Raw genomic sequence first — 14389 nt, forward strand, 5'->3', positions numbered from 1 at the left:
AAATAACCTTACAATTTTGAAAGGTATTTAACTGTAAACACCGTACCTATATCGACTTCTGATTCCTCTATATATATTTCATGTCCTAGCTTCAGCGCTATTTCTCTGGCTATATATAAGCCTATTCCAGTGGAGTTCCTTATTTTTCTTCCATTTTCCCCCGTAAAGAAAGGGTCAAATATCTTTTTAAAATCATAACTTGGTATACCAATACCTTCATCTCTTACAGCTAAAAATACATTATTATCTTTTTTGAAAATATTAAAATATATATTTTTACTTTTCTTTTTTAATGAGCTGTATTTGACTGCGTTTGTGATTAGTTGTTCTATTATTGCCTTGTTCCATTTTCTATCTGTTATTATACAATTATCTTTTTCTTCACAGTTTAAAATAGGGAACACATCATTATTTATAAATGTACTTCTACTTGCATTGATTATCTCTTTTAGCTCATCATATAAGTTAATAGTTATAGGTTCAAAATCATTACTAAAACTATCAAGCTTTATATAATTTAAAACTTGCTCTAAGGAAGCACACAAATTGTCATTTTCATATTCTATGTCCTTTAAAACTAATTCTAATTCTCCATTTTTATATTTATTTTTTTCTATTATAAGTCCGATAACAGATATATAGTTTTTAAACTTATGTATTGCACCGCTTAAAAAGTATATTTTATTTTTATAATCACTTAAGAGTTTTTGTTCCTTCTTAGAATATTTTAGGTTAATATGTTCAATTGCTTTTGATACTTCCTTTTGCTCTCTTGTTGATGCCTTTAGTCTTTGGTTCTCATCCTGCTGTATCGATATAATGTTCTTATTAAATCCGTAATATCTAAACAAATCAATTATCAGCGCGGTGGAAATAAGAAATACGGTTATTATAAAAGGATATATAATCTCAACATTTTCACCTACAGTAAAGGAATAAAAGGTTGTTATCAATATCGAGTTTATTAACATAAAGAATATGTACAAAAGTTTATCTATAAAAAAGTTTTTAATTGTATCTTTCATATTATTCCACCTCTACTAGCACACTATCATCAAAAATATATCCAACACCTCTTTTAGTTTTTATAATATCTTTAATTCCTAACTCTTTAAATATGTTTTTAATTCTAGTTATATTAACCGTTAGCGTGTTTTCATCGACAAATGTATCCTCATTCCAAAGCTCCTGAAACAATTCACCTCTCTTAACTACTCTTCCTGGATTCAGCAAAAACTTATTAATAAGCTTAAACTCGTTTTTAGAAAGTTCAACAATTCTATCTTTAAAATGAATAGAAAAATCTTTTTCTTCTAAATACAAGGCTGACCTTTCAATGTCTTTATTAGTAGAAGCATATTCACCATAGGTTCTTCTTAAAACAGCTTTAATTTTTGAATGTAGTATTTCTAATTTAAAGGGCTTGGTTACATAATCATCTGCTCCTAGATCAATAGCTAAAATCTGATCTTTTTCTCCACTTCTAGCTGAAATTATTATTATTGGGATATTAGATTTAGTTCTAATATCCCTGCAAACATAATAACCATCAAAATAAGGTAAATTTATGTCTAATAATACTAATTTGGGTTTCTCTCTATTTATTTCATCTAATATATTAATAAAATCCTTTACTATGTGCACATCATATCCTTTAGCTTCAAAATACTCCTTAGCTAATTCACATAGCTTAAAATCATCCTCTATTATACAAAGCTTATCCATATTTCCTCCTAGTACCATTAATGTATCTTTTAAGTATATCATCTTATTTTTTGTATATAAACAGTATTCTTAGCTTCAGGTGAAGTTTGTCTACGACCGCTAGGCAATTCTGCCCGTTAAATGTTATTTAGGCATTTAACCTCCATTGAAATAGAAAAAAATTTAAATGTGGCTTTTTTAAAATAAGAATAAGTGTTTGTATAAAGAATGAGAATTACACCAATAATATATATAACAAATGTTTGTTGTAATGAAAGGAAATATATATTAATAGGGCAAAAACATGAAAAATGACTTATTAAAATACTAAAATAACTTGCTTTTTGTAATAAAAGGTGATAAAGTTAAAAGATACTTAAATAAATCGTAATTAATTTAAACATAATAATATTTGATTAGTATTTAAATATAGTATTTTGCTATTGAAATTTATTAACAAATTATTACAACGAGTTTAAGAAAAACAAAATTTTGGAGGTACACATAATATGACAGGTACAGTTAAATGGTTTAATTCAGAAAAAGGATTTGGATTTATTACAGGAGAAGATGGAAAAGATGTTTTCGCACATTTTTCTCAAATTAATAAAGATGGATACAAATCACTTGAAGAAGGTCAAAAAGTTTCTTACAACGTAGTTGAAGGACCAAAAGGACCTCAAGCAGAAAATATTACTATTGTATAATCAGTAAATATTTTACCCCTTAAACAATAATATTGTTTAAGGGGTTTTTAGCTGTTTAAGCTTAGAGTACACTTTAAATACACTTTTATAGTTTTTTAATCCAGCATAGAAATCATCATTTTATGCTTCACCAGGATCGTTGTAGTTGGTATCTTGAGGAGTATCTAGGTATTCAGCGCCCTCTGGGAGACCTACTACATAATGAAAAGCAGTTTCGCCTGGATAAGAAAAACGGTCATAACTATTAGTATATGTGCCAATAAGTATCCAACCTTGCTCTAACCGTCTATTTGCATCACTCATAATGGTTAAATCTTCAACCTTTTTAATGTTTTTTAAATCCATGGTAATCACCTCTAGCTCATCTATTTTTATAAGCTCATATCAAAATAAGCAAACTCAATTGAGTCTAAGAATTACTTAATAATCTCACTAATTATTGTTAGCATAGTCAGACATTTTATTTAATAAATATTAAGTTTTTATGAGTTAACTATAGTGGTATATATTGAAAATATTAACTAATAATTGAACTTAGCTTAAAGTTACACTAAATGATTAAGTATAATTTCATTCAACTAGCACAAGAACTCAAGCTATAGAAAAACTAACTTTCCATCAAGTAACCCTATTTGCGGTTTAAGTTTACCTTATATTTTTCAGCGGATTTGAATCAATATTTTTTAAAGAGGAATCATAATTACAATATGGTATTATTAATATAGTAATAGAAATAAAAAGGGGAGGATTATTTGGAGATATTTATAATTATTTTAATTTTACTAGCAGGCATTGGAATTTCTAATATTATAAATCGTTTTATTCCTTCATTCCCTATTCCATTGATTCAGATTTCTTTAGGAATGATACTAGCAATCCTGCCACTAGGTATACATATGGCATTAGAACCAGAGTTATTTTTAGTGTTATTTATTGCGCCTCTTTTGTTCAATGATGGAAAACGAGTGTCAAGAAGTGAATTGTGGAATTTAAGAACTCCAATTTTATTGATGGCACTTGGATTAGTTTTTGTAACGGTATTTATTGTAGGATATATTATTCACTGGATGATTCCGTCCATAACTTTATCAGCGGCATTTGCATTGGCAGCAATTTTGTCACCAACAGATGCAGTGGCAGTTCAAGCTTTATCTAAGAGAATCCATTTACCTAAAAAAATAATGAACCTTCTTGAAGGAGAAGCATTAATAAATGACGCTTCAGGATTAGTAGCATTTAAGTTTGCCGTTGCTGCAACTGTTAGCGGGAGTTTCTCACTAATTAAAGCTACGACTAGCTTCTTTATAATTGCTATTGGAGGCCTGTTATGTGGGGTTGTTTTATCTTTTATAATCATTCATATACGTAGACTTATTCGACGTTTAGGTATGGAGGACGTTACAATCCAAATGTTGATTCAGATATTAACTCCATTTATCATTTATTTAACCTCAGAACATTTAGGGTTATCGGGAATCTTAGCTGTTGTTTCTGGAGGTATTATACACTCTATTGAACATGAGCATACAGAGTCCTTTATGTCAAAATTGCAAATTGTTTCAGATAGTACCTGGTTTGTAATTTTATTTATTTTAAATGGTCTTGTTTTCTTAATTCTTGGATTGCAAATTCCTGGTGTAATAAAAATAATATTTATAGATGAGAAATTTAATAACCTACAGGTTTTCGGATATATTGTGGTTATTTCCATCATTTTAACTTTAATTCGATTTCTATGGGTTTACATATTTGGTGAAGGAAAATTCAGATTTAGGGAAGAAGGAATTTTTAATAAGTTAAGATTCAAAGCAGCTGTTTTAACATCCCTTTCAGGTGTTAGAGGAGCAGTAACTTTGGCGGGAGCATTTTCAATTCCCTATGTTTTACAAGGTGGAGCCCCATTCCCACAACGTGATTTAATTATATTTATATCAGCAGGAGTTATCCTTTTTAGTCTGCTTGAAACAAGTATAATTCTGCCTATTCTTGTGAAAAAAGAGGAACAGTCAAAAGGGGAAGATAAAAATAAAATTGAGCGAAAAGCATTTATAAAAGTAATAGAGGCTTCTATTAAAGTATTAAAGGAAGAGATAAATGATGAAAATAAAAAAGCTGCCTTATATGTTATTTCTAGCTATAATAGATATATTAGGAAGAGTTATAGAAGTGAAAATCAAGTAGAGTTAAATTTGAAGTCTAGTGAAATGAAAAAGGATATTTATGCTAAGGCACTTAAAGTAGAAGAAGATGAAATTGAGCACTTATTTAAAGCGGGAGAGATTTCTCAAAATGTCTACAATGTTCTTAAAGAGAAATTTAATCACACAGAAAGTATTCTATCTAATGGACTAAAACATAGAATTAATATAGCTATTTCAATAATTAAAGGAGTAGCTTTAAAAATATTCTCTTCATCTAAAAATGACTCTATGACTGATGTTAAGGAAATTGAATCAGCTAAAATATTGGCATATAACGCAGCCATATCAGCTATTAGAAAAGAAATTAACGACGAAAATAGAGGAATCTCATTAGAGATAATTGCACATTATACTGAATATATTAGAAGAATACAAAGAGGTAGTCAGCCTAAAGATAATGAACAATTTAATAAACATAAAAGAGAACTTCAATTTAAAGCTATTGAAGTACAGAGGAAAGAAGTTCAATCTCTCTTTGAAAATGGCGAAATCAATCGTGAGCTTGCAAATAAGTTAAGAAAATTTATTAATTATTGGGAAGCTACTATAATGGAATAAGAATCTGTATTTCTTAGAGGTGAAGAAAATGAATAAAAATCAAATGTTATCTATGGACCCATATATGCTGCTAAGTTTTATAAATACTAAGCTGAGAGATGAATTTGAAAGTATTGAAAGTTTATCTAGTTATTATGATCTAAAGGAGAAAGATATTATAGATAGGCTCAGTGTCATAGGTTATGAATATGATAGCAGTACTAATCAATTTAAATGATGAACGGCGAAGAAAGTGAGAATATTCTAGCTAAGCTAATTTATGATAAGAAACAATAAAAAAAGATAAAATAGAAATTATGAAATCGATACAACATGGTTGACTAATCAACTATGTTGTGTTATTTTATTTTAGTCAGAAGTTTTGCTTTGTAAGTTATAGAAATCCAAAGTAAGGAAACAGTAAAATATATGGCTACAAGGCCGAAAATTGACTTACACCTCGGACTATGTTTCCAAGCTTCAGTCCGTTAAAAACTTTTAGTCAGTCTAAAGCTTGTGTTTTAGACGACCTAAGAACTTAGATAAACTCGCTCTGCTCAAACAGTATCTAAGATCTAAGGTTGTCTTAAAACCCTTCACTAAGACTGACACAAAATTTTTAAATCTACCTTTAGCTTTGGAAACATAGCCCTTTGCGTAAGTCAATTTTCTAGATTGTAACTTTATATAGAATAGGAGAAAACATATGGATAATAAAATAAGACCTTTACTTAAGTTAACAAATAGCATATATAGATGTACACAGGCTTATATTGATAAAAAACTTGAAAAATTTAATCTTACTATAGGAACATATCCTTATTTATTTGTATTAAATAGAAATGAAGGGATAAGTCAAAATGAAATAAGCAGGGAACTTAATGTAGATAAAGCCATGTCTGCGAGAACTGTAAAAAAATTAATAGAGCTTGGCTACATAAGAAAAGAAGAAAATGAAGAGGATATACGAGCTTATAAGCTTTATATAACAGATAAAGCAAAGAGCATAATTCCTGAAATTACTGAAATTCTTGATGATTTCGCTAATATTTTAGTACAGGGAAATGACAGAGAAACAATAGAAACTTCTTTAGACTTTTTAGAAAGTGTTTTAGAAAATGGCAAGAGACACAGAAAGAAATGTTGTGAAAGGATGAAAAGTATTGAATAATATAGAAAATGAAGTATATAAAAAAAGATGGATAATTCTATTTACAGTTTTATCTGCAACATTCATGGCTACATTAGACGGTAGTATTGTTAACGTAGCGCTGCCAAATATGTCAGATAAATTAAATGTTAGTATGGCGGCTATTGAATGGGTAGTTACTAGTTTCCTAATAACTATTGCAGCTACAATCTTAATATTTGGAAGACTTGGTGATATAAAAGGAAAGACAAAGGTCTTCAGGTTTGGGGTAGTTCTCTTTACTTTAGGTTCATTATTATGCGGGTTTACAAATTCGCTGCCAGTACTTGTGGCAGCAAGAGTAATACAAGCTATAGGGGCCGCTGCTACTATGGCTACTAACCAGGGAATTATAACTCAGGTTTTCCCTCCAACTGAGAGGGGAAGAGCACTTGGAATTTTAGGAACCTTCGTTGCCTTAGGTGCTATGGCAGGTCCTCCACTAGGTGGTATGATTGTTTCAGCTGTAAGTTGGAAGTATATATTTTTAATAAATGTACCAATAGGAATAGTTGTTTTTATACTTACAATAAAGGTGTTTCCAAAATCAAATACAGTGCTTAATGAAAAGCTTGATGTAAAAGGCTCCTGTTTATTTACTGTTTCCACTGTATTATTATTTGGAGCATTAGTTCAAGGGCAAAGCACTGGGTACGATAGCCCAATAATGATTTCTGCTTTTGTTATTGCATTTATATCTTTTATAATCTTTATTGCTGTAGAAAGAAAAATGGAACTACCACTGCTCCAATTGAAAATTTTTAATAACAGTTTATTTTCAATAAGTATAATATGTGCCTTTATTTCCTTTATTGCAATCAGTGCATCAAATATAATACTGCCTTTTTATTTTCAAGATGTACTAAAGCTTTCTCCAGCGGCCACCGGACTTTTTATGATGGTGTCTCCAATTGTCTTAGCAGTAGTAGCTCCTTTTAGTGGTTATTTATCAGATAAGATTGGGTCAGAGATTCTTACAGTAATAGGACTTTCATTTACAAGTTTAGGATTATTGCTTATATCTACTTTAAATGTGAAATCTCCAGTTGTTATGTTAATGGTTTATATAGTAATTATGACCATAGGAAATGGAATGTTCCAGTCACCTAATAATTCTCTAATAATGTCCACAGTTCCAAAGGACAAACTTGGTATTGCAGGAAGTGTAAATGCACTTATTAGAAATCTTGGAATGGTTGTGGGAACTTCTCTTGCAACTCTTTTACTATACAATAGAATGAGTCACAAGATTGGGTACAGAGTAGTTGACTATATAAAAGGCAGAGAAGATGTATTTATTTATGGAATGAGATACGTGTATTTATCTGCAGCAGTTATGTGTTTAATCGGAGTTGCGATAACTGCATTTAGATTATATAATAGCAAAAAAGCTGGAAAAGAAAGTGCAATTTTAAATTAACTATTTAGAAGCTTAATCAATTTTTGTCCACCTATGTTAAAACTTACATTTGAAATTGTCCAAGATCTTATACATAATGGTTATATTCCTGTTTAAACTTATATGGGTATGAATAGAAGCCTGTTACGTATAAAATCTAGGAGGAAATCTTATGTCTAATAAAAAAAGATTATTGCCAGTTCTTTTAGCTGGAGTTACTATTTCTATAATTCTTATTACATCATTTATTGTTTTTCACAAATACAATAAAGAAAAGATGGCAGTAACAACATCTACTAATAAAGATAAAACTGTCCTAGCATTTACAACCTACTACTATCCAGAGGATAAATCCTCTTATAATCAAATGGTGGAAAATACTAGCTCAATAAATAATATAGCAACAGATACTTATACTATCGACAATAAAGGTAATTTATCTGGCAATGTTCCAAAAGAACAGATTGCATACGCTAATGATAATAAAATTAAGCCTTTAGCTATGATAACTAATAAATTTAATGCTGATTTAGCAAAAACTTTGCTTGAAAATCCTGCTAATAGAAAGCTTTTAATAAATAATATCTTGAATACCTTAAAAACAAATAACTATAAAGGTGTAAATATAGATTTTGAAAATGTCTATTACTACGACAGAGATTACTATACAAGCTTTTTGAAGGAACTTTATGAAGAACTCAACCCAAAAGGTTTTACTGTTACAGCTTCGGTGCCAGCAAAAATCAAAGATGATTCTAAAGCTCCTTGGGTTGGTGCTTATGATTATAAAGAAATTGCAAAATATACAGATGAAGTTATATTAATGACCTACGATGAACATTCTCTAGACGGTGCTGCTGGACCTGTTGCTTCGATTAACTGGGTAAAAAGTGTTATTAAATATGCTTCTTCTAATATACCAACCTCTAAAATAGTTTTAGGAGTTGCGAGCTACGGATATGATTGGTCTTCTAAGGGCTCAAAAGCTTATGGAATTGACGCAATATATAAATTAGCAGAAACCAATAATGCAGAAATTAAATGGAATGATGCATATAAAAGCCCATTCTTTAATTATAAAGATAAGGCAGGAGTTAGTCATACTGTATGGTTTGAAAATAGTACAAGCCTTTCTTACAAATTGGATATTGTTAATGATAACAATTTAGCTGGTATAGCTATCTGGAGACTTGGTCTTGAAAATGAGGATTATTGGTCAACTATTAAGGCAAAGTTAAATAAATAGTTATAAAAACTCAGGGAAGTTATTTTCCTGAGTTTTTTTACTGTCAAGTATAAATAATTCGTCTTTTAAAAAACAGGCATAAAAGACTAATAAAATAATATAAATATGGTAAAATTAGTTAATGAAAATCATCAAGTAGTGCATAAGAAAAGTATAGATTTGAACTAAAAACTATTACGAGGTGATATAAAATGATCGTTGAAGATATTAATTATCCTTCTGACTCTGAGGTTAAAAAGGCATTAGTGGATATCGGACGAAGAATATATGAAAAAGGGTTTGTAGCAGCTAATGATGGAAATATTAGTTGCAAAGTTGATCCTAATACCATATGGATAACTCCGACAGGTGTTTCTAAAGGTTTTATGACCTCTGATATGATGATAAAAATGAACTTGGATGGGAAAATAATAGCTGGAAAATTGAAACCATCATCTGAATTTAAAATGCATTTGCGTGTTTATAAAGAAAATCCAGAGGTTATGGCAGTTATGCATGCGCATCCGCCTATCGCTACTTCCTTTGCAATTGCTGGAATTAGTTTAGATAAGGCGATTCTTCCGGAGGCAGTTGTTCAATTGGGTTCAGTTCCAGTAGCTCCTTATGCTACCCCTGGATCACAAGGTGTTCCTGATTCGATTGCACCATATTGTAAAACATATAATGGTGTGCTTTTGGCTAATCATGGTGCGCTAAGCTGGGGCAGGGATATATATGAGGCTTATTATAGAATGGAATCAATTGAATATTATGCTAGTGTGCTTATGTATACAGGTTATATAATTGGAAAGCAAAATAAACTGTCACCTAGTCAGGTTGAAGAACTATTGGATATCAGATCAAATTTAAAACATTAGGAACTAATTAAAAACCCTAGAAATTTAAGACTGTACATAAATTTGTGTACAGTCTTATTGCTGTACGTTTTTTAATTCAATTGTTTGTATTTTTCCATCAATATTTATATTAACTTTTATCCTTTCATCTTTTTGTTCTATTGCTATGCCAGAACCACTGGATTTAAGAGTATAAGTTTTTTCAATTGGATGAGTGCTATCAAAGTTATTGGTTAGTTTTCCTCCTCCAGCACTACTTTCATAAGATATTTCTAAATGTTTTACTGAAAGTAATTCGGATGGATTTTTCTTATAGGTTACTGTTAATGTGGTATTAGATTCACTTTTATAATCCGTCTTGTCGTTGTCTTCCTTGAATATGCCTACAGCATCTACTCTGTATTCAGCCGTCCAAAATTCATTTTCTCCCCTGTAAATATAATTATGCTTAATGACCTGCTTGTTTGAACAACCTGTAATTATCAGCAACATTATAATAATCAAAACACTGATTGTTTTCCTCAATTTTCACTCCCCCAATAAGATTAATAACTACGTCATAAGCTTTACGATTGTCCATTTACTTTATTATACAGAATACCATTATGGATCACAAATATTTGACATAAACTGTCCACTATCTATTCTCAACTATTAATTTTCTTCTTCTATAAAAAACTAGATTATATTTTTAGTTAGAAACTCTATAATGTGTTAAATCATGAATAATAATACAATTAGTATATGCAAATAAAGGTATATTTGTTAACTGGAATTAATAAAATTATTATGTATAGACAAGGCATAAAATAAAAAAAGGGGGACAGGTTTTTATGAAAAAGATTCTAGCTTTGACATTAACAGCTTTAATGTGTATATCTTTGTCTGCATGCGGTGGTGGACAAACTTCAACTCAAACTTCAACGGATTCTGCACCAAAAGCAGGAGACACAGCTTCCTATGCTAAGGCTCTTAAAGGTAAAAGGGTTGCAGTTGTTCGTAATCTTGCGGCAGGTGATCATACACAACAATTTTTAGATGGTTGTGTATCGGAGGGTAAAGCACTTGGTTTTACGGTTGATACTTTCGTAACAGATGGTGATGATGCTAAAACTCAGGAGGTTACAGCTCAATGTATTCAAAAAGGATATGATGGACTAATAGTTTCCCACGCTCAGTTATCTTATGCGTATAATATGTTAAAACCTGCTATAGATAAGGGAATGAAAGTAGTTACATTTGATAGTATGCCGCTTAAAGATGGTGATGCTAAAGGACAATTACTTGACGGTGTAACTTCAACAGCACAAGATGATAGTGCTTTAGCAAGTTTATCCCTTGGATTTATGATGGAAGAATTCGAAACGAATGGTGGAAAGTATCCTATGAAAGTCTTAAAGACATTCATGGGCCCTGGTATACCTCCCCTAGATAGACGTAATGTTGTTTATACAAAATTAGAAAAAGAAGGTAAGATTAAAACAGTTGAAGTAATTGCTCCGTCAGATACAGCAAATGTTCGTGGTGATATGACTAATAAGACTGCTGCTATTCTTCCTAAGTATCCAAAAGGATCTGTAGATGCTATTTGGGGCTGCTATGATGAGCTTGCAAAAGGCGTACTGCAAGCATTAAACGATGCTAAAAGAACAGATATTCCTATGTATACAATCGATATATCTAATGATGATATTCAATTAATGCTTAAAAATAAAGAGGTATGGAAATCCACAGCTGCTGTTGACCCTAAATTAATTGGTATTGTTGATACTAGATTACTAGCTAAGAAATTCTTAAATTTAGAAACTCCACAGTATTATAACCTAAATGCAAATTTAGTTAAAACTTCACAGTTATCTTCAAATATAAGCATGACAAATCTCAAAACAGTTATTAATGGTTGGGGCGATTCTAATGCAAAAGAAGGTGCACTTAACGAGCCTTGGATGGATGAAGTAAAAAAGGTAAACGGTAAGTAACCTCAAAGATGACAAGTATTATCTAATTATATGTGAGGGTGAAGCGAATGGATAAAATTAAACTGGAAATGAAAAATGTTTCTATCGAATTTCCAGGGGTTAAAGCTTTATCTAACGTTAATTTCAACCTTGAGGGTGGAACAATCCATGCGCTTATTGGTGCGAATGGTGCAGGCAAGTCAACTTTAATGAAAGTTCTAGCAGGTGCTAATTCAAATTACACAGGAGAGATTTTTATAGATGGGGAATCGGTTGAAATCCGGTCCCCTAAAGATGCAAAAAATCTTGGCATTGAGATTGTATTCCAGGAGGTAGATACGGCTTTAATTCCTTATCTTACTGTTGCAGAGAATGTTATGTTTGGTTACATTGTAAACAAAATGGAAAGAAAACATTTGGTTAATTGGAATGAAATACGGGCAGCAGCCAGTGATATTCTAAAAAAATTAAATTTGGAACTTGATGTTAGACGGTTAACTTCAGACTTGACCTTGTCAGAAAAACAGATGGTGCTTATTGCCAGATGTGTAGTTGAAAAATGTAGAGTATTAATTTTGGACGAGCCTACTGCTCCTTTGTCTGATTCAGAAACGAAAGAATTATTTAGGATCGTTCGTCAATTAGCAAAAGAGGATGTATCTGTAGTATTTATATCACATAGAATTAGTGAATTATTCGAAATCTGTGATTCAATCACTATAATGCGTGATGGCCAAGTTGTTAACAGTATGCCTATTACGGAAAAATTAGAGCAGAGTAAAGTGATTGAATTGATGCTCGGTCAAAAGATTACTGATCAATATATAAAAAAACAAGCTGCTATTGGTCCTACATTATTAGAAGTGAAAAACCTTACAGAGATAAATAATCTGGTTAAGAACATAAACCTAACAATCAATAAAGGAGAGATAGTTGGAATAGCAGGTTTAGTTGGTGCTGGAAAAACTGAACTTTGCAAAACACTATTTGGTGCCTTAAAGCAAAAAAATGGAACTATAAAATTAAATGGTAAAGAAGTTAAATATAAAGATCCAAATGGAGCGGTAAAATGCGGATTTGCTCTTGTCCCGGAAGAAAGGCGAAAGGAAGGCGTATTAATTACTGATCCTATATATCGTAATATTAGTATTGCAGCTATAAAAAAATATGTCAAAGTTCTTTCAATAGTAGATAAAAATAAAGAAAAGAAGGATGCCCGTACAATGATTGCTAACCTTGGAATTAAGACACCATCAGCGAATCAAATAGTTGCATTATTGTCCGGTGGTAATCAACAGAAGGTAGTACTAGGAAAATGGTTGAATTCTGAATCAGAAATCTATATTTTTGATGAGCCAACGAAAGGTATTGACGTTGGTGCAAAACGTGAAATGTATGAACTAATTGAACGATTGGCAGCACAAGGGAAAGGTATATTATATGCAACTTGTGAATTTCAAGAAATACTATCAATTGCAGACAGAGTATATGTAATGTTTGATGGGGAGATTATTAAAGAATTGGACAAGGTATCAGATATTGATGAGAAAGAACTGCTATATTATTCAATGGGGGGAGAATCAAATGAAAGAAGAAATAGTTGAAGATAAGAAGAAAAGCAAGTCTTTAATGAAATTTATTACTAAATGGGGTACTTTCATAACAATAGTAATTCTATTCGTATTCTTTACCTTTGCCAACTGGAATAGCGCTAAAAATTCAAGTATTTTCTTAACTTATGATAACATGATAACCATTGTCAGAAGCATATCAATTACAGCAATTATCGCAATAGGATTGACTTATTCGTTAACTGTCAATGGAATGGACTTATCAATTGGTGCTAATGCGAACTTTGCAGACTTTTTAGTTATGTCAATGTTTGTTTGGCACAGTATGGGTATATGCACATCTATTGTTCTATCTATAGTGATTTGTTTAGTTATTGGATTGATTAACAGTTTTCTAATAGTAAAAATGAAGATACCAGATATGGTTGCAGCACTATCTACAATGTTTATGTTTCAAGGCGTTGCAATGACATATTCAAATGGTGGGGCTATTACTGAGCGTATGATGATGAAAGGTGGTAAGGCTGCTTTAGGTTTAGTACCACCTGCATTTAGAGGTTTAGGTAAGGAGCCTTGGATTATTGTAATCATGCTCATAGTAGTCATATTTGCACATTTCTTTTTAAACTACACTAAGTATGGAAGATATATGTACGCAGTTGGAGGCAATCCCGAAGCGGCAAGGTTATCAGGTATTCCTGTTAATAAATATAGAATACTGGCATACTTATTGTCTGCAAGTTTTGCAGCATTAGGAGGTATATTGATTGCTGCAAGAGTTGGTACAGCTCAGGTTAACGCTGGCGCTGCATATTTAATGCCTTCGGTGGCAGCGGCATATATCGGATTCTCCGTTGCTGGAGCAGGCAAACCTAACGCATTAGGTACCTTGGCAGGAGCGGTATTGGTAGGCATGCTGGAAAACGGGTTAATTATGATGTCTGTTCCATATTATGCAATGGATATTATAAAGGGTGCGGTACTCGCAATAGCTTTAGCACTTACTTACGCTACTAAAAAAGAGACTTAGCAAAGAATTTT

Annotated in this window: 14 protein-coding genes; 10 read left to right on the plus strand and 4 right to left on the minus strand. The window is 31.4% G+C overall.

Annotation, left to right across the window (positions count from 1 at the left end; genetic code table 11):
- Positions 1-8 precede the first annotated feature (8 nt).
- Entirely contained in the window at positions 9-1025 is a 1017-nt protein-coding gene (locus tag I6U51_RS21775) for a sensor histidine kinase (RefSeq protein ID WP_211144666.1), read from the minus strand.
- Position 1026: 1 nt separating this feature from the next.
- Positions 1027-1725 carry a response regulator transcription factor gene (locus I6U51_RS21780; protein WP_211144667.1) on the minus strand — a complete coding sequence of 233 codons (699 nt, stop codon included), beginning with the start codon at positions 1723-1725 and terminating at the stop codon, positions 1027-1029.
- 488 nt (positions 1726-2213) lie between these two features.
- Between I6U51_RS21780 and I6U51_RS21785 the strand changes: the two genes are divergently transcribed.
- Positions 2214-2411: a cold-shock protein gene (locus tag I6U51_RS21785; RefSeq protein WP_211144668.1), complete on the plus strand. Its 198-nt coding sequence runs from the start codon at positions 2214-2216 to the stop codon at positions 2409-2411.
- A 120-nt stretch (positions 2412-2531) separates the two neighbouring features.
- Here I6U51_RS21785 and I6U51_RS21790 read toward each other — a convergent pair whose 3' ends face one another.
- Positions 2532-2714, minus strand: coding sequence for a hypothetical protein (locus I6U51_RS21790; RefSeq protein WP_211144669.1), 183 nt, complete (start codon positions 2712-2714; stop codon positions 2532-2534).
- Positions 2715-3163: 449 nt separating this feature from the next.
- Here I6U51_RS21790 and I6U51_RS21795 point away from each other — a divergent pair, with 449 nt between their 5' ends.
- The 6 genes from I6U51_RS21795 (at position 3164) to I6U51_RS21820 (ending at position 9840) form a co-directional block, all read left to right on the plus strand.
- Positions 3164-5170: a Na+/H+ antiporter gene (locus I6U51_RS21795; RefSeq protein WP_211144670.1), complete on the plus strand. Its 2007-nt coding sequence runs from the start codon at positions 3164-3166 to the stop codon at positions 5168-5170.
- Between the two features lie 28 nt (positions 5171-5198).
- Positions 5199-5387, plus strand: coding sequence for a DUF4250 domain-containing protein (locus tag I6U51_RS21800; protein WP_246517602.1), 189 nt, complete (start codon positions 5199-5201; stop codon positions 5385-5387).
- A 468-nt stretch (positions 5388-5855) separates the two neighbouring features.
- Positions 5856-6320, plus strand: a complete 465-nt coding sequence (locus tag I6U51_RS21805; protein WP_211144671.1) for a MarR family winged helix-turn-helix transcriptional regulator — start codon at positions 5856-5858, stop codon at positions 6318-6320.
- Entirely contained in the window at positions 6313-7758 is a 1446-nt protein-coding gene (locus I6U51_RS21810) for an MFS transporter (RefSeq protein WP_211144672.1), read from the plus strand. The genes I6U51_RS21805 and I6U51_RS21810 overlap by 8 nt, the downstream gene beginning before the upstream one ends.
- A gap of 151 nt (positions 7759-7909) precedes the next feature.
- On the plus strand, positions 7910-8983 hold the full coding sequence (locus tag I6U51_RS21815) for a glycosyl hydrolase family 18 protein (RefSeq protein ID WP_211144673.1): 1074 nt from the start codon (positions 7910-7912) through the stop codon (positions 8981-8983).
- A 191-nt stretch (positions 8984-9174) separates the two neighbouring features.
- Positions 9175-9840 (plus strand): class II aldolase/adducin family protein, encoded by a 666-nt coding sequence (locus I6U51_RS21820; RefSeq protein WP_211144674.1) that lies wholly within the window; start codon positions 9175-9177, stop codon positions 9838-9840.
- A 54-nt stretch (positions 9841-9894) separates the two neighbouring features.
- On the opposite strand, the gene I6U51_RS21825 is transcribed toward I6U51_RS21820, so the two are convergent.
- Positions 9895-10344 (minus strand): hypothetical protein, encoded by a 450-nt coding sequence (locus I6U51_RS21825; protein WP_211144675.1) that lies wholly within the window; start codon positions 10342-10344, stop codon positions 9895-9897.
- Between the two features lie 308 nt (positions 10345-10652).
- On the opposite strand from I6U51_RS21825, the gene I6U51_RS21830 reads away from it, so the two are divergent.
- Genes I6U51_RS21830 through I6U51_RS21840 form a run of 3 tightly spaced genes read left to right on the plus strand, consistent with a single transcriptional unit; the run spans position 10653 to position 14378 of the window.
- Positions 10653-11798 (plus strand): sugar ABC transporter substrate-binding protein, encoded by a 1146-nt coding sequence (locus I6U51_RS21830; protein ID WP_211144676.1) that lies wholly within the window; start codon positions 10653-10655, stop codon positions 11796-11798.
- 47 nt (positions 11799-11845) lie between these two features.
- Positions 11846-13381, plus strand: a complete 1536-nt coding sequence (locus I6U51_RS21835; protein WP_211144718.1) for a sugar ABC transporter ATP-binding protein — start codon at positions 11846-11848, stop codon at positions 13379-13381.
- On the plus strand, positions 13362-14378 hold the full coding sequence (locus I6U51_RS21840; RefSeq protein ID WP_211144677.1) for an ABC transporter permease: 1017 nt from the start codon (positions 13362-13364) through the stop codon (positions 14376-14378). Before I6U51_RS21835 ends, I6U51_RS21840 begins: the two co-directional genes overlap by 20 nt.
- The last annotated feature ends 11 nt before the right edge of the window (positions 14379-14389 follow it).

Origin of the sequence: Clostridium aciditolerans (genome assembly GCF_016316925.1) — a bacterium.
GTDB lineage: Bacteria > Bacillota > Clostridia > Clostridiales > Clostridiaceae > Clostridium_AM > Clostridium_AM aciditolerans.

Excerpts from the sequence above, each read along its gene's own strand:
- I6U51_RS21775 (WP_211144666.1), bottom strand. The coding sequence starts at position 1,025 with ATGAAAGATACAATTAAAAACTTTTTTATAGATAAACTTTTGTACATA.
- I6U51_RS21780 (WP_211144667.1), bottom strand. The coding sequence starts at position 1,725 with ATGGATAAGCTTTGTATAATAGAGGATGATTTTAAGCTATGTGAATTA.
- I6U51_RS21785 (WP_211144668.1), top strand. The coding sequence starts at position 2,214 with ATGACAGGTACAGTTAAATGGTTTAATTCAGAAAAAGGATTTGGATTT.
- I6U51_RS21790 (WP_211144669.1), bottom strand. The coding sequence starts at position 2,714 with ATGAGTGATGCAAATAGACGGTTAGAGCAAGGTTGGATACTTATTGGC.
- I6U51_RS21800 (WP_246517602.1), top strand. The coding sequence starts at position 5,199 with ATGAATAAAAATCAAATGTTATCTATGGACCCATATATGCTGCTAAGT.
- I6U51_RS21805 (WP_211144671.1), top strand. The coding sequence starts at position 5,856 with ATGGATAATAAAATAAGACCTTTACTTAAGTTAACAAATAGCATATAT.
- I6U51_RS21815 (WP_211144673.1), top strand. The coding sequence starts at position 7,910 with ATGTCTAATAAAAAAAGATTATTGCCAGTTCTTTTAGCTGGAGTTACT.
- I6U51_RS21820 (WP_211144674.1), top strand. The coding sequence starts at position 9,175 with ATGATCGTTGAAGATATTAATTATCCTTCTGACTCTGAGGTTAAAAAG.
- I6U51_RS21830 (WP_211144676.1), top strand. The coding sequence starts at position 10,653 with ATGAAAAAGATTCTAGCTTTGACATTAACAGCTTTAATGTGTATATCT.
- I6U51_RS21835 (WP_211144718.1), top strand. The coding sequence starts at position 11,846 with ATGGATAAAATTAAACTGGAAATGAAAAATGTTTCTATCGAATTTCCA.
- I6U51_RS21840 (WP_211144677.1), top strand. The coding sequence starts at position 13,362 with ATGAAAGAAGAAATAGTTGAAGATAAGAAGAAAAGCAAGTCTTTAATG.